Source organism: Celeribacter halophilus (assembly GCF_018860305.1).
In the GTDB taxonomy this organism is placed as follows: Bacteria; Pseudomonadota; Alphaproteobacteria; order Rhodobacterales; family Rhodobacteraceae; genus Celeribacter; species Celeribacter halophilus_A.
In genome coordinates this window covers 290,940-310,836 of record NZ_JAHKPE010000013.1, presented here as the reverse complement: position 1 = coordinate 310,836, position 19,897 = coordinate 290,940, and the positions used below count along the sequence as shown (strand labels likewise).

At 58.8% G+C, this 19,897-nt stretch carries 23 protein-coding genes; 9 read left to right on the top strand and 14 right to left on the bottom strand.

The features are described from left to right. Window positions 1-63: 63 nt before the first annotated feature. The 3 genes from accB to aat all read left to right on the top strand — a co-directional run bounded on the left by accB (window position 64) and on the right by aat (window position 2,639). A complete protein-coding gene (gene accB, locus KO492_RS03125; protein ID WP_216043627.1) occupies window positions 64-555 on the top strand; it encodes an acetyl-CoA carboxylase biotin carboxyl carrier protein in 492 nt (163 codons plus the stop codon). 10 nt (window positions 556-565) lie between these two features. Then, entirely contained in the window at window positions 566-1,912 is a 1,347-nt protein-coding gene (gene accC / locus KO492_RS03120; protein ID WP_216043626.1) for an acetyl-CoA carboxylase biotin carboxylase subunit, read from the top strand. 82 nt (window positions 1,913-1,994) lie between these two features. Next, window positions 1,995-2,639 carry a leucyl/phenylalanyl-tRNA--protein transferase gene (aat, locus tag KO492_RS03115; RefSeq protein WP_216043625.1) on the top strand — a complete coding sequence of 215 codons (645 nt, stop codon included), beginning with the start codon at window positions 1,995-1,997 and terminating at the stop codon, window positions 2,637-2,639. Here the strand turns inward: aat and KO492_RS03110 are convergent. The 11 genes from KO492_RS03110 to KO492_RS03060 all read right to left on the bottom strand — a co-directional run bounded on the left by KO492_RS03110 (window position 2,603) and on the right by KO492_RS03060 (window position 12,506). After that, on the bottom strand, window positions 2,603-3,145 hold the full coding sequence (locus tag KO492_RS03110; protein ID WP_303578268.1) for a DUF2155 domain-containing protein: 543 nt from the start codon (window positions 3,143-3,145) through the stop codon (window positions 2,603-2,605). The genes aat and KO492_RS03110 overlap by 37 nt on opposite strands. Beyond that, window positions 3,142-3,609 (bottom strand): outer membrane lipid asymmetry maintenance protein MlaD, encoded by a 468-nt coding sequence (gene mlaD / locus KO492_RS03105; protein WP_216043624.1) that lies wholly within the window; start codon window positions 3,607-3,609, stop codon window positions 3,142-3,144. Before mlaD ends, KO492_RS03110 begins: the two co-directional genes overlap by 4 nt. Before the next feature lie 118 nt (window positions 3,610-3,727). Continuing rightward, the gene (locus KO492_RS03100; RefSeq protein ID WP_216043623.1) at window positions 3,728-4,111 is read right to left on the bottom strand and encodes an NADH:ubiquinone oxidoreductase subunit NDUFA12; all 384 of its coding nucleotides are present in this window, start codon (window positions 4,109-4,111) and stop codon (window positions 3,728-3,730) included. A 173-nt stretch (window positions 4,112-4,284) separates the two neighbouring features. After that, complete coding sequence (clpX, locus tag KO492_RS03095; RefSeq protein WP_216043622.1) at window positions 4,285-5,553, bottom strand: ATP-dependent Clp protease ATP-binding subunit ClpX; 1,269 nt, start codon at window positions 5,551-5,553, stop codon at window positions 4,285-4,287. A gap of 202 nt (window positions 5,554-5,755) precedes the next feature. Continuing rightward, window positions 5,756-6,379 carry an ATP-dependent Clp protease proteolytic subunit gene (locus KO492_RS03090; RefSeq protein WP_066606390.1) on the bottom strand — a complete coding sequence of 208 codons (624 nt, stop codon included), beginning with the start codon at window positions 6,377-6,379 and terminating at the stop codon, window positions 5,756-5,758. A 285-nt stretch (window positions 6,380-6,664) separates the two neighbouring features. After that, window positions 6,665-7,756 (bottom strand): DUF1513 domain-containing protein, encoded by a 1,092-nt coding sequence (locus KO492_RS03085; RefSeq protein WP_216043621.1) that lies wholly within the window; start codon window positions 7,754-7,756, stop codon window positions 6,665-6,667. A gap of 50 nt (window positions 7,757-7,806) precedes the next feature. Continuing rightward, window positions 7,807-8,820 (bottom strand): imelysin family protein, encoded by a 1,014-nt coding sequence (locus KO492_RS03080; RefSeq protein WP_216043620.1) that lies wholly within the window; start codon window positions 8,818-8,820, stop codon window positions 7,807-7,809. Window positions 8,821-8,828: 8 nt separating this feature from the next. Then, a complete protein-coding gene (locus KO492_RS03075) occupies window positions 8,829-10,346 on the bottom strand; it encodes a di-heme oxidoredictase family protein (protein WP_216043619.1) in 1,518 nt (505 codons plus the stop codon). A 43-nt stretch (window positions 10,347-10,389) separates the two neighbouring features. Then, window positions 10,390-10,875 carry a bacterioferritin gene (gene bfr / locus KO492_RS03070; RefSeq protein ID WP_216043618.1) on the bottom strand — a complete coding sequence of 162 codons (486 nt, stop codon included), beginning with the start codon at window positions 10,873-10,875 and terminating at the stop codon, window positions 10,390-10,392. Window positions 10,876-10,879: 4 nt separating this feature from the next. Next, complete coding sequence (locus tag KO492_RS03065) at window positions 10,880-11,122, bottom strand: (2Fe-2S)-binding protein (RefSeq protein WP_216043617.1); 243 nt, start codon at window positions 11,120-11,122, stop codon at window positions 10,880-10,882. Window positions 11,123-11,252: 130 nt separating this feature from the next. After that, on the bottom strand, window positions 11,253-12,506 hold the full coding sequence (locus tag KO492_RS03060; RefSeq protein WP_216043616.1) for an imelysin family protein: 1,254 nt from the start codon (window positions 12,504-12,506) through the stop codon (window positions 11,253-11,255). 494 nt (window positions 12,507-13,000) lie between these two features. Between KO492_RS03060 and KO492_RS03055 the strand changes: the two genes are divergently transcribed. Next, a complete protein-coding gene (locus tag KO492_RS03055; protein WP_066606365.1) occupies window positions 13,001-13,672 on the top strand; it encodes a L,D-transpeptidase in 672 nt (223 codons plus the stop codon). A 245-nt stretch (window positions 13,673-13,917) separates the two neighbouring features. Here the strand turns inward: KO492_RS03055 and KO492_RS03050 are convergent, their stop codons facing one another. Further along, a complete protein-coding gene (locus KO492_RS03050; RefSeq protein ID WP_252735188.1) occupies window positions 13,918-14,214 on the bottom strand; it encodes a hypothetical protein in 297 nt (98 codons plus the stop codon). 118 nt (window positions 14,215-14,332) lie between these two features. After that, complete coding sequence (locus KO492_RS03045; protein WP_216043615.1) at window positions 14,333-15,286, bottom strand: 2-hydroxyacid dehydrogenase; 954 nt, start codon at window positions 15,284-15,286, stop codon at window positions 14,333-14,335. A 334-nt stretch (window positions 15,287-15,620) separates the two neighbouring features. Here KO492_RS03045 and KO492_RS03040 point away from each other — a divergent pair, with 334 nt between their 5' ends. Both KO492_RS03040 and KO492_RS03035 read left to right on the top strand, forming a co-directional pair. After that, a complete protein-coding gene (locus KO492_RS03040; RefSeq protein WP_170125644.1) occupies window positions 15,621-15,785 on the top strand; it encodes a hypothetical protein in 165 nt (54 codons plus the stop codon). A 3-nt stretch (window positions 15,786-15,788) separates the two neighbouring features. Further along, complete coding sequence (locus KO492_RS03035; RefSeq protein WP_216043614.1) at window positions 15,789-16,418, top strand: ParA family protein; 630 nt, start codon at window positions 15,789-15,791, stop codon at window positions 16,416-16,418. A 97-nt stretch (window positions 16,419-16,515) separates the two neighbouring features. On the opposite strand, the gene KO492_RS03030 is transcribed toward KO492_RS03035, so the two are convergent. Next, the gene (locus KO492_RS03030) at window positions 16,516-16,911 is read right to left on the bottom strand and encodes a RidA family protein (RefSeq protein ID WP_216043613.1); all 396 of its coding nucleotides are present in this window, start codon (window positions 16,909-16,911) and stop codon (window positions 16,516-16,518) included. Between the two features lie 263 nt (window positions 16,912-17,174). Here KO492_RS03030 and KO492_RS03025 point away from each other — a divergent pair, with 263 nt between their 5' ends. The 3 genes from KO492_RS03025 to KO492_RS03015 all read left to right on the top strand — a co-directional run bounded on the left by KO492_RS03025 (window position 17,175) and on the right by KO492_RS03015 (window position 19,897). Continuing rightward, a complete protein-coding gene (locus tag KO492_RS03025) occupies window positions 17,175-18,170 on the top strand; it encodes an ABC transporter substrate-binding protein (protein ID WP_216043612.1) in 996 nt (331 codons plus the stop codon). 96 nt (window positions 18,171-18,266) lie between these two features. Then, entirely contained in the window at window positions 18,267-19,046 is a 780-nt protein-coding gene (locus KO492_RS03020) for an ABC transporter ATP-binding protein (protein ID WP_216043713.1), read from the top strand. Further along, entirely contained in the window at window positions 19,043-19,897 is an 855-nt protein-coding gene (locus KO492_RS03015) for an ABC transporter permease (RefSeq protein ID WP_216043611.1), read from the top strand. Before KO492_RS03020 ends, KO492_RS03015 begins: the two co-directional genes overlap by 4 nt.

Genomic DNA, 19,897 nt, shown 5'->3' with positions numbered 1-19,897 from the left:
AAACGGCATGTCCAAACGGGCATCGCCAGAGAACCGGGCGGCCATAAAAACCGAGTTGAACATATGACAAAGCAAAACGACGCCGACGTGGCCTTCATTCAGGCATTGGCCGAACTCCTCAGCGCCAACGAGCTCACCGAACTCGAAGTCATGCGCGAATACGGCGACAATGACAGCCTCAACGTCCGCGTAAGCCGCGCCGCACCGCAGGTTGTTCAGACCGTTGCAGCCCCCGCACCGGCCCCCGTGGCCGCCGCACCTGCCGCCGCCGCCGCTCCGGCCGCAGCCCCTGCTGCAGATGCAGGCGATCCGGCTAATGATCCGAACGCCGTGCCCTCGCCGATGGTTGGTACCGCCTACCTCGCCGCAGAACCGGGTGCTGCGCCTTTCGTCAAAGTAGGTGACAAGGTCTCCGAAGGCCAGACGGTCCTGATCGTCGAAGCCATGAAGACCATGAACCACATCCCCGCACCGAAATCCGGCACGGTCAAACGCATTCTCGTCGAAGACGGCACTCCGGTCGAATTCGGCGCTCCTCTGATGATCATCGAATAAGGGGCTCCCGATGTTCGATAAAATCCTCATCGCCAACCGTGGCGAGATTGCCCTTCGGGTGATCCGTGCCTGTCGCGAGATGGGCATCCAGTCGGTGGCCGTTCATTCGGAGGCCGACGCAGACGCCATGCATGTGCGCATGGCGGACGAAGCGGTCTGTATCGGCCCGAATTCTTCGGCACAGTCCTATCTGAACTTCCCCTCGATCATTGCCGCCTGTGAGATCACTGGCGCGCAAGCGATCCATCCGGGGTACGGGTTTCTCTCGGAAAACGCGGCCTTTGTGCAGATCGTCGAAGATCACGATCTGACCTTTATCGGTCCCTCCGCCGAGCACATCCGCCAGATGGGCGACAAGATCACCGCAAAAGAGACCGCCGAAAAACTCGGCATCCCTGTGGTACCCGGCTCCAAGGGCGGCGTGCCCGATGTGGCCTCGGCCAAGAAAGCCGCAGCCGACATGGGCTATCCGGTGATCATCAAAGCCACAGCCGGCGGCGGCGGTCGCGGCATGAAAGTGGCCTTGAACGAAGAAGAACTCGAAGTTGCCTTCCGCACCGCGCGTTCCGAATCCAAAGCCGCCTTTGGCAATGACGAAGTCTATATGGAGAAATATCTCCAGAAACCGCGTCACATCGAAGTGCAGGTCTTTGGCGACGGACAGGGCGGCGGGGTCCATTTGGGCGAACGCGACTGTTCGCTTCAGCGCCGCCACCAGAAGGTGTTCGAGGAAGCCCCCGGCCCCTCGATCTCTCCTGAAGAGCGCGCCCATATCGGCGGCATCTGCGCCAAGGCCATCGGAGAGATGGGCTATCGCGGCGCGGGCACGATTGAGTTTCTCTATGAGGATGGCGAGTTCTATTTCATTGAAATGAACACCCGCCTTCAGGTCGAACATCCGGTGACAGAGGCGATCTTCCGCCAAGACCTCGTGCGTGAACAGATTCGCGTCGCGGCGGGTGAGAAACTGTCCTTCACACAGGATGATCTGCTGCTCGACGGCCATGCCATTGAAGTGCGGATCAACGCAGAGAAACTGCCGAACTTCACACCCTGCCCCGGCAAGATCACGCAATACCATGCGCCGGGCGGCCTGGGTGTGCGGATGGATTCCGCGCTCTATGACGGCTACACGATCCCGCCCTATTACGACAGTTTGATCGGCAAGCTGATCGTCCACGGGCGCGACCGTCCCGAAGCCCTCGCGCGCCTCAACCGCGCTCTGGGCGAATTGATCGTGGACGGAGTCGACACGACGATCCCGCTGTTCCACGCGCTGTTGCAGGAAGAGGATGTGCTCACGGGCAATTACAACATCCACTGGCTGGAGAAATGGCTAGAGACCCATCTCGGCTGAAATCCCGCATACAAGAGATTTTGAAAGGCCGCGTCACTAGCGCGGCCTTTTCATTTGCCGAAAGCCGCGTCACATTCTCCCTATGAACCATGTCGAACTGTCCCCTGAACTGATCCTGCAAGCCTATGCCAACGGCGTCTTTCCCATGGCGGAAAGTCGCGAGGATGAAAGCCTGTTCTGGGTCGATCCGCGCGAAAGAGGCATCATCCCGCTGGACGGGTTCCACATCTCCCGCTCGCTCGCCCGTCTGATCCGGCAAGACCGCTACCGCGTGACTTTCGATCAGGATTTTTCCGGCGTCATGGAGGGCTGCGCCGACCGTGAAGAGACATGGATTAATGCCACAATCTTTGATCTCTACGGGCAGTTGTTCGAGATGGGCTTTGGTCATTCCGTGGAAATCTGGGACGGCCCGCGCCTCGTCGGAGGCTCCTACGGGCTTGCCTTGGGCACGGCATACTTCGGGGAGAGCATGTTTTCACGGGTGACAAACGCGTCCAAACTCGCTCTGGCCTATCTGGTCACCCATCTCAGACGCACGGGGTTTACCCTGTTCGACACGCAATTCCTGACTGAACATCTCGCCAGTCTCGGTGGTATCGAAATCTCGCGCGCGCAATATCGCAGTCTTTTGCATGAAGCCTTGCAGCACAACGCGGATTTCAACGCCGCGTCAGATCCGCTCACGCCTCAAGACGTGCTGCAACTCAGAGGCCAGATGTCGTAACGCTGATGGTCCATCGCATTCAAAGCAGGGCTTGAAGCCACCATCCAGCCGGAGAACACGGGGGCTTCCTCGCCCTGCGCACGCACGACGAGATAAGCATAGGCATCGCCCGACGGGTTGTTTTCAGGATAACGGCAATCGCCCAGAAACACTTCAATCCGGCCAAACGCCTGCGTCTCTCCGGTCTCAAGTGTCAAATCCGCGACTTCACCCGTCAACTTGTCCAGCGCGCGCACGGTGGCACCGGAGGCCGAGACGACTTTCTCCTGCAACTCAGTGGTGATGTCTTTCAACTCTTGCTGGAAGCCGCCATTGGGCAGGTCCTGCAAGTCCTCAAGCGACAGCCCGCCAGCCCCGAAACCGCCAATATCGGCATCCTCATCCAGCGGGGTGATGATAATTTCGTCGAGGCCGGTTTCCAGATCGTCGTCAAAGCCGCCCTCTTGCGCCCAAGCGGGAGCAACCAATAGCAAGGAGAGTGATGCGGCGCGCAGCAACGGAATCACTGTGCCGCCCCCGCGTCATCGCCGCTGCCTGTGACAAATTTGAGAAGGAGGTTAATCAGACTAACCGAACCCTGCGTGTCCGCGATCACCTGACCATCCTCGAAATTGAACATGGAGCCGCCAGGAACAAGCTCAACAAAATTGCCGCCCAGAAGCCCCTCGGACGCGATCATCGCCGCCGTGTCATCCGGCAGGACAATATCGCTGTCGAGGGTGAGTTTGGCTTCCGCGCGGAATGTTTCGCGGTTCAAGTCGAGGTCCGTGACCGTGCCGACCTTGACCCCCGCCAGCCGCACATCGGTGCCGGTTGAAATCCCCTCGGCGGAGCGGAAAGAGGCGGTGAGTTGGTAATGCTCGGAGGCGCCGGAGCCAAGGCCGGTGATCTGGCCTGCATAGAGCAAGAAGCCCACAGCGAGCGCGATCACGCCTGCACCTACCGCAACTTCTGTCGGATTTTCTGCCATTTAAGCCTTCCGGAATGGACTTGAACAAGGTCGCGAGCGAGCGCCCGCAAGACATTGACGGGTTATCGACACTCCCGAAACCTTGCCGCCCCGCATTTCTGCGCGACGGTTGGTCGGGTTACTCGGGCTGCCACGCCTCATAGTCGCGGCGTTCAACCGGATGCACGCGGCGAATCGAACCGGCGGGCGCATAGGCGGCCACTGTGCCGGTCAGATTCTCGACATGCTCTTTTTCCCAAGGCTTGTGCTCAAGCGCGTCATGACCGGGATGGTTGTCGAATGTGCGATGCAGCCAGCCGTGCCAATCGGGGCTGACGCGTGTCGCCTCGACATCACCGTTATAGATGACCCAGCGGCGGCTGTCGTCTTTGTTGCGATAGAACACATTGCCCTGCGCATCCTCGCCGACCTTGATGCCCTTGCGCCATGTGAAAAGCTGTGTCCCGATGGTTTGACCGTCCCACCAGATCAGCGTGCGTAACGCCGTGTTCAAAATTCCCATGACCTTGTCACCTTTCGAATTTCGCTCGGTTCTTTCTATGAACCATCCGCGCGCGGAGGTCCAGAGGGCAGCAGCCGCAGAGGTTGCGTTTTCTTCCGCCCCATCGAGCGAAAAAGCAAAACCCCGCCGACATGATTTGCGGCGGGGTGTTCGAGAGTTTTATTCCGAAAGGATCAAGACGCAGTCTTTTCCTTGGCCTCATCCTCGGCAAAGATCATCAAAGGTTTGGCATCCGACGTCACCGCCTCTTCATTGACCACCACCTCGGAGACATTCTCCATCCCCGGCAGTTCGAACATCGTATCCAGAAGGATATCTTCAAGGATCGAACGCAGGCCACGCGCACCGGTTTTGCGTTCGATGGCGCGTTTGGCGATGGCGGCCAGCGCCTCTTCGGTGAAGGACAACTGAGCATCTTCGAGTTCGAACAATCGCTGATACTGTTTCACCAAAGCGTTTTTCGGCTGCGTCAGAATGGTGACAAGCGCGTCTTCGTCGAGGTCTTCCAGCGTTGCGAGAACGGGCAGACGGCCAACAAATTCGGGAATCAGGCCAAATTTCAGCAGATCTTCCGGTTCAAGCTCCTGGAACAATTCCCCTACGCCACGGTCGTCATCATTTTTGACATCCGCGCCAAAGCCCATGGCAGAGCCCTTGTTACGCTGCGCAATGATCCGGTCGAGACCGGCGAAGGCGCCGCCACAGATGAAAAGGATGTTCGTGGTGTCCACTTGCAGGAATTCCTGCTGCGGATGCTTGCGCCCGCCTTGCGGCGGCACGGAGGCCACAGTGCCCTCCATGATTTTGAGAAGCGCCTGCTGCACCCCCTCACCCGACACATCGCGGGTGATCGACGGGTTGTCGGATTTGCGGGTGATCTTGTCGACCTCGTCGATATAGACGATGCCGCGCTGTGCGCGTTCGACATTGTATTCGGAGGCCTGAAGCAATTTGAGGATGATGTTTTCCACATCCTCGCCCACATAGCCCGCTTCCGTCAGAGTGGTTGCGTCGGCCATTGTGAACGGCACGTCAAGAATACGCGCAAGCGTCTGTGCCAAAAGCGTTTTCCCGCAACCGGTCGGGCCGATCAGAAGGATGTTCGACTTCGCAAGCTCGATATCCCCCGCGCCTTTGGCGGCGTGGTTGAGACGTTTGTAATGGTTGTGAACAGCCACCGAGAGCACGCGTTTCGCGGTCGCCTGTCCGATGACATAATCATCAAGAACCTGACAAATCTCTTTCGGCGACGGCACACCTTCGGAGGATTTCAGACCGGAGGTCTTCGTTTCCTCGCGGATGATATCCATGCACAGCTCGACGCATTCGTCACAGATGAACACGGTCGGGCCCGCAATCAGTTTGCGCACCTCGTGTTGGCTCTTGCCGCAGAACGAGCAGTAAAGCGTGTTTTTGCTGTCACCACTGGACGAATTGCTCATCACATTCCCCTGAACCCCAGACGGGCTCTCTTGTGTTGTGCTTCAACCGACAGGGCCGGCCAAAAGGCGATATTTGACAGAGTGTAGGACAGCCGATTTTCGGGCACAATGGCAAAATCCCATTGACTGAACACCCGATCATGAGGCTGCCCTACCTCAAGAATGAAACGGCACACCGACCATAGCCGATGCGCCAAGCGTCTTACTCTTCGAGCGGCGCGCGGTTTTCGACGATTTCGTCAATCAAACCAAACTCTTTCGCATCTTCCGGCGACATGAAATTGTCACGCTCAAGCGCATCGACCACGGTCTCGATGCTCTGGCCAGTGTGTTTCACGTAGATCTGGTTCAGGCGATCCTTGAGCTTTTGCGTCTCTTGCGCATGGATCATGATATCGGTCGCCTGCCCCTGATAGCCGCCAGAAGGCTGGTGCACCATGACGCGGGAATTGGGCAGCGAGAAGCGCATCCCTTTTTCGCCCGCCGTCAGAAGCAAAGATCCCATAGAGGCCGCCTGCCCCATCACGAGGGTCGACACTTTCGGACGGATATATTGCATCGTGTCGTAGATCGACAGACCGGAGGTCACGACACCACCCGGGCTGTTGATATACATCGCGATTTCTTTTTTCGGATTCTCGGCCTCAAGGAACAGAAGCTGGGCACAGATCAGCGAGGACATGCCATCATGGACCGGCCCGTTGAGGAAAATGATGCGTTCTTTCAAAAGACGCGAGAAAATATCGTAAGCGCGTTCACCACGGCTCGTCTGCTCGACCACCATGGGAACGAGTGTGTTCATGTAGGTATCAATCGGATCTTTCATCGGGCCCTGCCTGTTGCTTCATCTGATGTGTTAGCGCGGAAGTGTTACTCAAGTCTTAGTAGCGGACTTGGGGACCTGCAAGAGCACCCGGTGTCTGTCGCGGTTTTCCTCCGGTCATTTTAGGGGGCGCGTTATTTGCACAGGCACGCGAGAAAAACAAATTTTAATTTAATATCAATCCATTAGACAACCCCATAAGCAACAAGCCACCGTTCACAAAAGCGGCAACATGAGGGGTGTTGCCGCTTTGCCTCAAATTCGGAGAAAATTTTTGATAAATGTGATTCACCCGACCAGAGCAGGCAGGGCGACAAGGTGATTGTCCCACGCCAGCCCCGGAACCGCATTCAGCGGTGACATGCCCTCCTTGAGCGCCAGGAGCGCGCCGAATCCGTCAGAGCCGAGATACCCGTCCTCACGCGGCGCCAGACCACAGATGTCACCACGCAGCACCGCCCCGAGGAATGTGCCATCCGGCGCGAAACGGTGCAGCCGCCCGCCCCGTGGCGAGGTGATCCCCACCTCCGTGCCATCGCCCGAAAAGGAAATCGAGCCGGCATAACCCTTCATCGCATATTGCTCGCCCATCTCCGCCTGCGGCAACATCACCTCTTCACCGCGCCGGTGCAGACCGATCAGCGGGACAAGCTCCATCTCGTCACCTTCCCACTGCATCGCGAAAGCCACCTGATCGTCAGGCCCGATGGACAGGTGCCGGATCGAGTTCTGATGCAGTTCCGGCGCGAGGACATGCTTTTCTTCCAGCGCGAAACTCGGAGAAAGGTAAACCAGCGAAGGTTCCATATCGTCGATATTGAGCTTTTGCCGCCCCTCACCGATATCGGGATGGGTGAAAATACCGCCATTGGCGACCACCAACGTCCCGTCCGACAGCGGGCGCACATCATGCGGACCGATACCGTGGGTCGCCACCTCGCCCACACGGGTGTAGCCCTTGGCGCGGTCCCAGATGCCAAGAACCCCTTTCTTCTCGGCGTAATTGTTCTCCGGCGTGACCAGCAAAGCCCCGTCATTCACGAAGAGCCCATGCCCCATGAAATGCCGCCCTTTCGGCGCATCGAGCCGGTGGGTGATCTTGCCTGTGGCGCAATTCACCACCACGGCAAAGGTGCCCGGACGGCGGGCAAAGGCCACGGCCTCGGGCTTGGTCGGATGCGCCGCAGCGGCATGTCCCCGCGCAGGCAGAGGTGCGCGGAACAGAATTTGCGCATCATGATCCAGACCATAGAGCGCATAATCGCCATTGGTGTCCTTGGCCGCGCCCAAAAAGGCCGGAGACCCCGCATCGGCCCAGCTCAGGCGCGGAACGAAAGCGGCAGCCAAGGCGGCTTTAATGAATGTACGACGTGTACTCATAACGGAGTTTCCCAGTGTTTTTGCTTTTATTGCGGAAATTAGAGAGACGGTCAGTCGCCGTCAGAGGCGTTGAAACCAGCGGAGACGCCCAAAGGTGCGCCCACCTCATTGGCCAGATGCCCGAGAATCGTGTCGATGTTCTGGCCGATGATCTCGATCTTGAGCCGGCCCATCGGATCTTCGGCGCCTGCAAAGGCAGGATCATCAAGCTCTTCGGTCAGGGTGATCGTCTTGGCAAAGGCGGCCTCGGCCAAGGGCATCTCGCCAGGCGCAAGTTTGCGTGCCAGATCGCGGGCGGCTTCGAGTTGGAGCATAACATTGCGCGCGGAACGTGCGGAGCGGCGGGCTTCGGCACGGGTGGGGCGCGGGCGCTCGAAAGTGCCGATGGGCCGTCCGATGCGCTGCAATTTGGTGTTTTCCAAAGACGACGTGAGCATAGTGTAAAGCGCCTGCACGCTTTCCGTCTCGCTCAGATAAAGCGGCTGGACGGCGTCACCGGCTTTCAAAAGCGTGTCGGCAAACCCATCCGGCATGGTCCATTCCTGATCAATCTCATGCGCCATACGGCCCAAGTCATGCGCAATCGCCTGCACCAGATGGCAGGCATAGCTGCCGTCCTCATAGCCGTCGAACTGCGTATCATAGAGCATGTATTCCAACGCAAAGAGCCCCCGCACCGCGATAGAGGCGGTGGCAAATTCGGCGGGGTCTTCAATGATCGGATCCTCATCGACGATATAGCTGGCTAGAGTGCGCGGAGTCATACCCTTTTTGTCCGGCCAGAAGGCAATGGCGAGGATACGTCCGTTGGCCTCGACCGGCCCCATGTGCAAATGCTGCAATCCCATCCACGCATCAAAGGCCGCATGATAGGCGGGCTTCACCGCTTCGGGCAGACAATTCTGCGCTGCCACATCGGCAAGTGCTGCGGCCTCGGCATCAAAGGTTTTGACCGCCGGTATTGTGTGGTCATTCACAGCCCGCACCAGCGCTTCATGAAGCGGATCGGCCGCCAGCGGTGTTGCACAGGAGAGCGAGAGACAAAGAGCAGTGAGCTTGCGCATGGGGTCCTCTAAAGGCTTTCGAGAAAACGGATCAGTGCAGCGCGGTCCTCGGGCGGCATTCGGGTAACGGCATCACAGGCACCTTGCGCCTCGCCGCCGTGCCAGAGCACTGCCTCCAGAAGCGAGCGCGCACGCCCGTCATGAAGGTAGGTCGTAGGCCGAGAAACACGTGAGGTCAAACCGATCCCCCAGAGCGGCGCGGTGCGCCATTCCCGTCCTGTGGCACGATGTTCGGGACGATGGTCGGCAAGCCCCTCGCCCATGTCATGCAACAGAAGATCGGTATAGGGCCAGATCAGCTGGAACGAACGCGGCGCGTTTTTGTCACCGGTCAACCGCGCCGTGACGTGTTTGGGCGTGTGACAGGCGCTACATCCGGCCTCGAAAAACATCTCCTTGCCGCGCAGCACCTGCGGGTCGGACAGGTCCCTGCGGGCCGGAACCGCAAGATTTCCTGCATAAAACGTCAAAAGATCCATGCCGATCTGATCAATCTCCGCCCCGCGCACATCATCTGCGCCGTGCGGGGCTGCGAGGCAGTCGACCTGCTCCGCCGTGCAGTCACCGGAGGGCGCGGGAAAGAGCGGAGAAGAAATGCCGATGTCGGAATGGAAGGCCGCGGCGGACTGTTCCTCCACCGTCGGCTCGCCCGCCTTCCAGCCGAAACGCCCCAACATGGGCTGTTCAAAATGCCGTGACCACACGATATTCGGACGGCCAGAGATACCATCTCCATCCGCATCATCAGGATCGGCCAGCGCCAGAATGTCTTCGGAGGGAATCGCCTCCAGAAGTCCCAGCCCGATCATCGGGTTGGCCACACGTGGCGAGAGTTGCAGCGTCTTCGGCAAGGGGCCATAGGCCGGCGCGGAAATCGAGTAGACCGGTTTGCGCAAGGAGACGATCTCGCCCCCGTTGAGCGTCACGGGCTGCTCTTCGTAATCGATCTCCAACCGCCCCTCGGGCGCAAACCCCACGAGCGACAGGTCTTGAAGCTGCCCGCCATAGCCCGGCACAGGGCGGGTGCGCGGCGTGGCGGCCTCCCCGTCGATCTGCGCAAGATAGGCTTCCAGTTCCGTAAGCGGCGCATCTTCTGCGGGCACCGAGAGACGCAAGAACATGGAGGTCCGCGCATCCTCCGGCCCTTCCGGCGGATGGCCCCGCCCGTCATTGACGTGGCACCGCTGACAGGAGCGCGCGTTATACAGCGGCCCAAGCCCGTCGGAGGCCTTTGTCGAAGAGGGCGATGACACCCAGAGCTTGGCAAAAAGCGCATTGCCCAGTTCAAAGTCGAGTTTCGTCTCGAAGGGCAAGGTTGATGGCGGCTGGCTGAAAACAGTCTCGTCGCCCGTATCCGCCACGGTTCCCGCACCGCCCTGATTGGCCTCGAACACCTCCGGCTGGGTAAAATCAGCAGTGGGCGCGATGACCTTGGCAATGCGTGCGTGTTCGGCCTGCGTGCGTGGCACGGCAGGCAGATGCGGGTCGGAGATCAGGAGAGGATCAGCACAAGCGCCCTGTCCCATGCTCGCCGCGAGGCTCAGGGACAGGGTGAGTGTCAGAGCGGTGTTATTCCGCTTCGTCCATCGGGGCCGCGTTAAGCAGCGCGTAGCCTTGCTCGCCAAGACGGCTGTAGAGATCGAGCTGGGTTTCGAGAAAATCAACATGGCCTTCCTCGTCGGCGATCAGCTCTTCAAAAAGCGCTTTCGACACATGGTCGCCAACAGATTCACAATAGCTGCGCGCCTCTTTATAAAGCGTGAGCGCGTCAAGCTCTCCGGCGAGATCCGCCTCAAGCGTTTCTTTCGGGGTTTCACCGATCCTGAGCGGATCGAGTTTTTGCAGATTCGGGTGACCTTCGAGAAAGATGATACGGTCGATCAGCTTGTCGGCGTGGTTCATCTCCTCGATGCTTTCCTCGCGCGACTTCTTGGCCATTTTTGCCAGCCCCCAATCGGCCTGAAGCCGAAAATGCAGCCAGTATTGAGAGACTGCGGTGAGTTCGGAGCGGAGCGCTGCGTTCAGGTACTCGATGACCTTTGCGTCGCCTTTCATAGGGTTATCCCTTTCGTCTGATGCGGTGTTCCTTCAACCCACGCAATTCGGCAGGCACTTCGAGGTTATCATTTTGACGCATGGAAGAAAGGAAAAGCGACATGCAGCCGCCGCAATCGGGCGTCTTGCCCAAGGCGCGGTAGACTTTGCCCGGTGTGATAATGGTCTGCGGGTCCGCCGCACGCATCCAATCAATCGCGGCATGGATGTCGCGGTCGGTGATGGCATTGCAGGAACAGACAATCATGGGTCACTCCGGTTATCAGGACCAGGACAGAGCACGGCAATCTCCTGCCCTTGGTTTGAAGGTGGCCTGACGGCTCACATGAACTGCGCAGGCAGGTGACGGGCCGGAAACCTCCGGCCCGTCAATATCGTTATTCAAACACGGCGTCGGGGTTGTCCAAACTGTCGGAGCCTTCGACTTCGATATCAGCTTCGGTCAACACGCTCACCGCACGTTCGATTTCACGGGTCTGCGCAACCAGCGCATCCACCGCAGACATGATCAACTCTTCGCCAGCCTCATTGCCGCGTGCGAGCATCTGGTCATAGGAGAAACCGGCTTCGGCTGCGGCTTTGATCTCGGCCAGTTCAGCCACGGATTTATCGAGGGCAGAGCCCAGTTCAGCGGCCAGATCGGCGTCTTTCTCGGCCAGCAGATCAGCAAGGCTTTCACCTTTCACCTGAGTGCCGTCCACGCGGGTGTATTTGCCGAAATAGACATTGTGCATGCCCATGCCGTCATAGAAATGCGAGTTGTGGGTGTTGTCAGAGAAGCAATCATGCTCTTCTTCCGGATCGTTGAGCATAAGACCGAGCTTCATGCGCTCGCCCGCCTGCTCACCGTAAGACAGCGAGCCCATGCCGGTCAGCATCGCGGTGATGCCTGCCGCCGGATCATCCACTACCGCCGCACGCGCAGCGCCACCTTCGGCCCATTGCGCGGTCATCCACTCCAGATCGGACACCAGAAGATCGGTGGCCGCCAGAAGATACTCGGCACGACGCTCACAATTTCCACCGGTGCACTCGTCGCCGGTCAGGTAATCGGTGTAGGGACGCTCGCCAGCGCCATGCTCGGTGCCGTGAAGGTCTTGGCCCCAGAGCAAGAATTCGATGGCGTGATAGCCGGTGGCCACGTTAGCTTCGACCTCGTCGGCCTCATGCAGCGTGTCGGATAGAAGCTCCGGCGTGATTTGGGAGGCATCAACCGTTTCGCCCGAGAGTTCAAACGTCGGATTGGCAATGACGTTGAGCGCGGCAAGCGGGTTTTCGTCCGTGGCGCCACCGTAGGAGCCGTCCACATAGTCGATCAGACCTTCATCGAGCGGCCAGGCGTTCACCTTGCCTTCCCAGTCATCAACAATGGCATTGCCGAAACGATACACTTCGGTCTGCTGATACGGCACGCGGGATTCGATCCATGCGGTTTTGGCCGCGGCCAGCGTGGCTTCAGACGGTGCCGCAACAAAGGCCTCGATTGCCGCATCCAGTTCTTTCGCCTTGATCAGGCTGTCTTCGTAACCGGCATGGGCAATATCGGCATAGTTGGTCACAACTTCGGCTTCACCTGCAAAAGCAGCGGCCGGAAGAGTGGCAGCAATCACCGCCGTCATCATACGTTTCATCTGGTCTGGTCCCTTTGTCTCATTGCCCCCGACGCGGAATAAAGCGCGGGGATTCCTGAATGCGCATTCTTGTGTCGCGCTCTCACGCAATATCTGACTTCTTTGGTAGGACAAGTCAATCCTGATTGTTTCGATAGGAATAAGGCAATACGGAACACGGCTTCACGCCTCTAGCAATCTTGCAGGCGATCAGGGCTCGGGAGATGCCGCAAACAATCGGCTTTATTTACGCAAAATCAACAACTTGAAGGATAAACTTCAACAGAAGCCCACCGCATAGACGCAACCAACACCAAACGCAGCGCTAACATTTCAAAGCCGGCACATGTAAATCACATCCAAAAACACACGCGTGCCCCTCGTGCAGCAAGACCACACAGAATCGTGACCCGACAGGGAATGACTTGCGTTTTTACGGGTTTAGCCTAGGTATGTGACTCAAAAGGCTGCCGCCAAAACTACGCACACTCTAGCTCAGTCGTAAGGATTCCACCATGTTAACCCGTCGCCATTTCATTCAGACGTCCACCGCTTTATTCTCTGCCACGGCCCTCGGAACCGTTGCCGGCACCCCTGCGCTGGCCGCATCCAAAAGCGACTGGGAACGCTGGGACGCGCAAGTGACACCTGCGGGGTTCGATCTTGAAACCTCGAACCCTTGGGGGCTGCACAAACGCTTCCTCCCGCGCCGCGTCGAGGCCAAGGACGGGCTGCGCCCCGGTGACATCCATGTGGATGCCGTTGCCCGCTACCTCTACCTCGTGGAAGAAGGCGGCACGGCCATGCGCTACGGTGTCGCCATCGGGCGGGACGGGCTATACGAGCCCGGCACTTACACGATCCGGCGCAAGGCGAAATGGCCGACATGGACGCCTACTCCCGCGATGATCAAACGCGAACCCGAAGTCTATGAACAATATGCTGACGGGATGGATCCGGGTCCGCGCAATGCGCTGGGGTCGCGTGCGCTCTACCTCTATGTCGGCAATCGCGACACCTATCTGCGCATCCACGGCACACCCTATCCGCGTTCCATCGGGACGCGGGCGAGCTCCGGTTGTGTGCGAATGGTCATGGCCCATGTCATCGACCTGTATGACCGCGTGGATACCGGTGTGACTGCGCATCTCTATCCGGCAGAAAGCTATGTGACCGCACTGAGCTAAAGCTCTGCGTGGTCCCTCGGAGACTTGATTGGAGACATAGAGCGGGCCATCAAGTGCCCGCTCTTGATTTGCGCGCGGTCGCTCTGCCTCTGTGATCTGTCTTGATCTGCAATCCCCATGCACGATCCGCACATGTGCGGCGCACAACATCCGCCTTTCGCGACAGACCCGTTATCCAGTCCATCGCGAAAGGTTTGGTCCAAGCGGATCAGCCCTTCCCCGCAGAGAGAGCCGAAGAAACCGTGTCACATCGCGGTTTCAAGCGTTTCCGGCGCCACGGTGCAGATCGGACGACCGTCCTTGGCCCTAAGCGGCAGCAATGTGTCCTCGACCGGCCCGTCATGACGATACCAGTAGCACCCGTCTTCGGCACTGATCTGCACAGCAGAAAGGTTCTGGTTCGGCGCAGCAATTGCCGCGAGACCCTCCGGCACTTCCTTGAGATAGCCTTCGTCAGTCAACGGGGCCTCACAACCCGCAAGAGCCAAAGCGCCCCCGAGCAGCAGCACATATTTCATCGACGTGTATCCTTTCACGTTCATTCTTTTATCCCGCCAGTTAAAGCCCTTTGACGCTCCGGCGAAACAGGTTTTGTCCAAAACCGCCATGCAAGGCGGCGGGTGTGGGCCTTTTGCCATGCCCAGCTTTCCCCAAATGCGCTCAGTTCACAGGTGTCAGCAGAGCCTCACCGGCGAAATAAGCCGACAGATTTGCACATTGCAGCAACGACATATCGCGGCGGGTCTCGACGGTTGCAGAAGCCTGATGCGGTTGCAGCAGGACATTGGGCAAGGCGATCAGGCGCGGGTCCACATGCGGCTCGTTGTTGAAGACATCAAGCCCTGCCCCCGCAATCTCCCCCGTCTCAAGCGCCTCGATCAGGGCCTCTTCGTCGATACAGGTGCCACGCGCAATGTTGATCACAACACCACGCGGGCCAAGCGCCTTGATGGCCTCTTTCGACACATAGCCTTTGGTGTGTTCGCCACCAACAACCGCCACGACCAGCCACTCGACCGCATCCGCCATCGCGACAACATCCTCACCGTGATAGACCCAGCCCTCCGGTGTCTCCTTTTCGGACCGCGAGGTGTAATGCACCTCCATACCAAAACCGGCACAGCGGTCCGCAATGGCGCGACCAATCCGGCCCATGCCCGCGATCCCGACCGGCGCACCGGACATCTTGCGATTGAGCGGCATGGACTCGCCCGTATCCCATGTCCCGTCACGCACCCAGGCATCGCCCTTGATGATCTCGCGGCACCAGCCCAGCATCATCGCCAGCGCCAGATCGGCCACATCCTCGTTGAGCACATCGGGCGTATTGGTCACGCGAATGCCGCGCTCGGTAGCCGCCGCCACGTCGATGGCATCATAGCCCACACCGAATTGCGCAATCACTTCGAGGTTCGGGAAAAGGTCCATCTGCGCCCCGTCGATGGGTTTGTGACCCTTGTTGGCCATCGCCGTGATCCCTGCACGCAGGTCTTCAGGCAGCGCCGCGCGCTCTTCGGGCGTTCCGGCCAGCACACTCGGAGCAACGGCTTCAACCCGTGCCAGTTCGTCCGGCGTGAAAAACGGGGCGGAGATGAGAAGCTTTGGATGAGACATGGTTGTCCTTTGTGCTGAAAATAACGCGTTTCCTACTTGGTAGGGCAAAGCCTGCGCCGTGAAAAGCCCGCGCGTTGAAGGCAGAGGTAAACTTTGCGAAATCGCAGGCAGGACGCGGCAAGTTTGCAAAACTATGATCTATGTCATTTGAAACCCTTGGGAAAAGCGGCATCAACCTGTTATCATTCAAAACACGGACACCACGCACAGCATCGCTATGTTTGATTTTCCAACGCCTCGCCCCTCGGGCAGCCCCGCACCAAAAGCGCTTTTTCACCCCTTGACCCTCACCGCACAATGTATATACAACGTATAGGCAAAACAGGACGGAACGATGGCGCCGAAGAATAAAAAAGACAGCACGCTGATCATTCGCCTGCCAAAAGCGGACAGGGATGCCTTTGTCGCGCTTTGCGAGGATATGGACACCTCCGCCTCGCGCGAATTGCGCGATCATATCCGCAAATTCCTCAAGAAAAACGCCAAGAAAGGATCGTGACCCGTGAAAACGCTTCTCGTCGCCAATAGCAAAGGTGGCTCCGGCAAGACGATGACAGCGATCACTCTGGCTGCCGCGCTGAAAGCGGCCGGATGCAGGGTCGCACTGGCGGACGCAGATCCGCAGCAATCCGCACGGATGTGGGGCAAGCGCCGCTCGGCCTATGCCGCGCATATTCCGGTGCTCAACTGGTCGGGTGAGGTGCGGCCTTCCGTGCCGAAAAAGACCGAATGGCTGGTGATCGACAGCGGTGCGGGGCTTGAGGCCGACGAGGCCAAGCCCTTTCTCAAAGAGGCCGATTTCATGGTCACGCCGGTGATGCCCTCGATGTTCGACGAACTGGCGGTCAAAGGCTTTTTGAAGACCCTGCGCGATCTCAAGCGCATCCGCAAAGACAAGGTGGAGATTCTCCCCATCGGCTCGCGCATCGACCCGCGGCGCAAGGACGGGCGGTTGCTCAAGGAGTTTCTGGAGGCCAACGGGCAGGAGATCGTCACGATGATCTCCGAACGCGCGGCCTATGTCGATCTGGCGCGTGAAGGGCTGTCGATCTTTGACAAGACGCAGGCCAAATATGCGCCGATGAAAGAGCAGTGGAAACCCGTGCTCAAACGGCTCGGCGTCAAACTCTGAGCCAATCCTCTGCGCTGGCCAGATTGGGCACAGCCACAGAGCGAAACACTTCACCTCGGCCATATGCTGAAAAACCGTGCAAACACGGCGCCTCCGATTATGCGGGGGCGACAGCGGTGACTTCCACCTCGACCTTGAATTCTTCGCGGGTGAACCCCGTGACAATCAGGAGCGTCGAGGCGGGTTTGACCTCTACCTCCGCCAGCCACGCATCGCGCACCGCCATATAGGTCGGGAAATCTTCGCGTGCTGTCACAAAGCCACTCACTCGCACCACCGCTTCACGCCCCACACCGGCCTCTTTCAAAATCGCATCGATATTGGCAAAGCACTGTTCCGCCTGTGCTTTGACGCCCTCCGGCGTGCTGCCATCCGGAGCCAGCCCCAACTGGCCCGAGGTCACGATCACCCGCCCTGCAGGTGCGGAGGCGATACCATGATTATAGGCTCCGAAAGGCGCGGCGATGGAGGTGGGGGACAAAGGGCTGTGCATGAGATGCTCCGAGGTTATTGAAATCCGGGATTCGCCGGAACGGCTGCCTCCTGATGACATTTCGGCGCGCGGAGTGCTGCAATTGTGTACAATTCTGCATCCTAAATAACCTTCCCTTGCCCACAGTTTAACCGCACGGCCGGAATTACGCCCACAAATCAGGCAATTCACGTTTATGCACAGGAACCCGCCCCGCCCCGACTGCTAACCGCTCACAGCGTTGGCTAACGTGATCTGCGGAATTTCACCCACGGAGAGTTTACATGACTTTGAATCGCGTCCTCGCGGGGCTTGCCCTTGCCGCGACCACATCGACCGCAGCGCTGGCTGCGGACCTTACGCCGGTCACTTTCGGCACCAACTGGCTCGCTCAAGCCGAGCACGGCGGCTACTATCAGGCCGTGGCCGATGGCACCTATGCCGCATGTGGCCTTGACGTCACGATCCAGCCCGGCGGCCCGCAGGTGAACAACCGCGCGCTGTTGCTGGCCAACAAGATCCAGTTCCACATGGGCGGCGATCTTTTGCAGGCATTCAACGCCGCCAAAGAAGGCATCCCTGTTGTGGCTGTGGCTGCCACATTCCAGAAACACCCGCAGGTGATCATCGCCCATCCGGGCAAGGCAGAGAGCTTTGAAGACCTCAAGGACCTGACGCTTCTGATCGGGGACAACGGCTTTGCCTCCTATTACCAGTGGATGATCGCGGATTACGGCTTCACCGCCGAGCAACGCCAGCCCTACACATTCAACCCCGCGCCCTTCCTCGCCAATGAGGATTTCGCGATGCAGGGCTTTCTGTCCTCCGAACCCTACGTGATCGAGACTGAAGGCGGATTCACGCCCGATGTGTTCCTGATCGCGGATGCAGGCTACTCGACCTATGCGACCACGATCGAGACCATGCAAAAGACAATCGACGAAAGCCCCGAGGTAGTGAAATGCTTCGTCGATGGCTCCGCAATCGGCTGGTATAACTACCTCTACAACGACAATTCGGCGGCCAACGAGATGATCATGACGGACAACCCCGACATGACGCAGGACAAGCTCGACTATGCCGTTGAAAAGATGAAATCCGAAGGGATCGTCGACAGCGGTGATGCGCTTGAACTGGGCATCGGGGCAATGAGCGACGAGAAGATCACGGATTTCTACAAAAAGATGGTCGACGCCGGTGTGATCGAGGACGGGCTGGATTACTCCGCCGCCTACACGCTCGAATTCACCAACCAGAAAGTCGGCATGGACCTGAAATAAATCCGGTCTCATGACACTGTCGCGGGGGCGAGACCTTGCCCCCGCATCCCCCGAATTCGAAAGACGCACATGACCCTCCCCACCTCCATCCCGCCCATGGGCCAACGTGAAAAACTGTTGGACATGTCCTCTGTGGACAAGGTTTTCAACGGCAATGTCGTGGCCCTCAAGGATATGAACCTGACCGTGAACCAAGGCGATTTCATTTCGCTTCTGGGCCCGTCGGGCTGTGGCAAATCCACGGCTTTGCGGCTGATCTCCGGCCTCATGCGCCCGACTTCAGGACATATCAACTGGGAAGGCGGGCAGGACACGGGCGATCTGGGGGTCGTGTTTCAGGAACCGACCCTGATGCCTTGGGCTACGGTTGAACAGAATGTCTGGCTGCCGTTCCGTCTGCGTGGCAAATCTCTTGCCGATGTGCGCGACGAAATCCTCTGGGCGCTCAAGATGGTCGGGCTGGAAAAATTCCAGAAGAGCTATCCGCGCGAACTCTCCGGCGGCATGAAAATGCGGGTCTCGATTGCGCGTGCGCTGGTGACGGAGCCGCGGCTGATCCTGATGGACGAACCTTTCGCAGCACTGGACGAGATCACGCGCCATAAGCTCAACAACGATCTTCTGGAACTGCGCGACAAGCTCAAATGCACAGTGATCTTCGTGACGCACTCGGTCTTTGAAAGCGTCTTTCTTTCTGACCGGATCGTGGTCATGGCGGCCCGTCCGGGGCGTGTGTCCTCGGAAGTGACCGTCGATGCGCCCTACCCGCGCACCGAAGAATTCCGCACCTCGGCAAACTATGCCGATCTGTGCCGCAAAGCCTCCGATGCGCTTCATGGCGCGATGAATGAACATGGGGAAAGGGCCTCGGCATGAGCAGCACTGATATGAACACCGCCCCGCTCGTTGATGAAGAAGAGCTGCGCTACGCCCGCGCCCAGAAACGCGAGAAGATCGCCAAATGGGTTTTGCCTGTCATTGTGATCTCCTTTGCAATTTTCATGTGGGACCGCGTCGTGGTCTGGAATGAAATCCCGCATTACATCCTGCCCGGTCCGGGGCTTGTGATCGAAACGCTCATCAAGGACTGGGCGATGCTGTCCTCCGCGCTGGTTGTGACGCTCAAGATCACACTGGCCGCGCTTGCGGTGGCCGTCATCGGCGGTGTGGGGCTTGCGATCCTGTTCACCCAGTCGCGCTATTTCGAGATGTCGTTCTACCCGTTCGCAGTGATTTTGCAGGTGACGCCGGTGGTCTCCATCGCACCTTTGATCTTTATCTATGTGGACAACCGTTTGGCGGGGCTGTTGCTCTGTGCGTGGATTGTGGCCTTTTTTCCGATCCTGTCGAACACCACGTTGGGGCTGAACTCCACCGACCACAACCTGCGCGATCTCTATAAAATCTACGGTGCGACGCGCTGGCAGCGGCTGCGCTACCTGCAACTGCCGACCGCGCTGCCCTATTTTCTGGGCGGCCTGCGCATTGCCGGTGGCCTATCGCTGATCGGGGCCGTGGTGGCCGAATATGTCGCCGGCACCGGTGGCATCGGATCAGGGCTTGCATTCCGCATCTTGGAGGCCGGATACCGTCTCAACATTCCACGCATGTTCGCCGCCCTCCTCCTGATTGCGGCCACAGGCGTCGTGATCTTCACCGCAGCGTCTCTTCTGAGCCATCTCTTGCTGCACAAATGGCACGAAAGTGCGATCAAACGGGAGTCATAA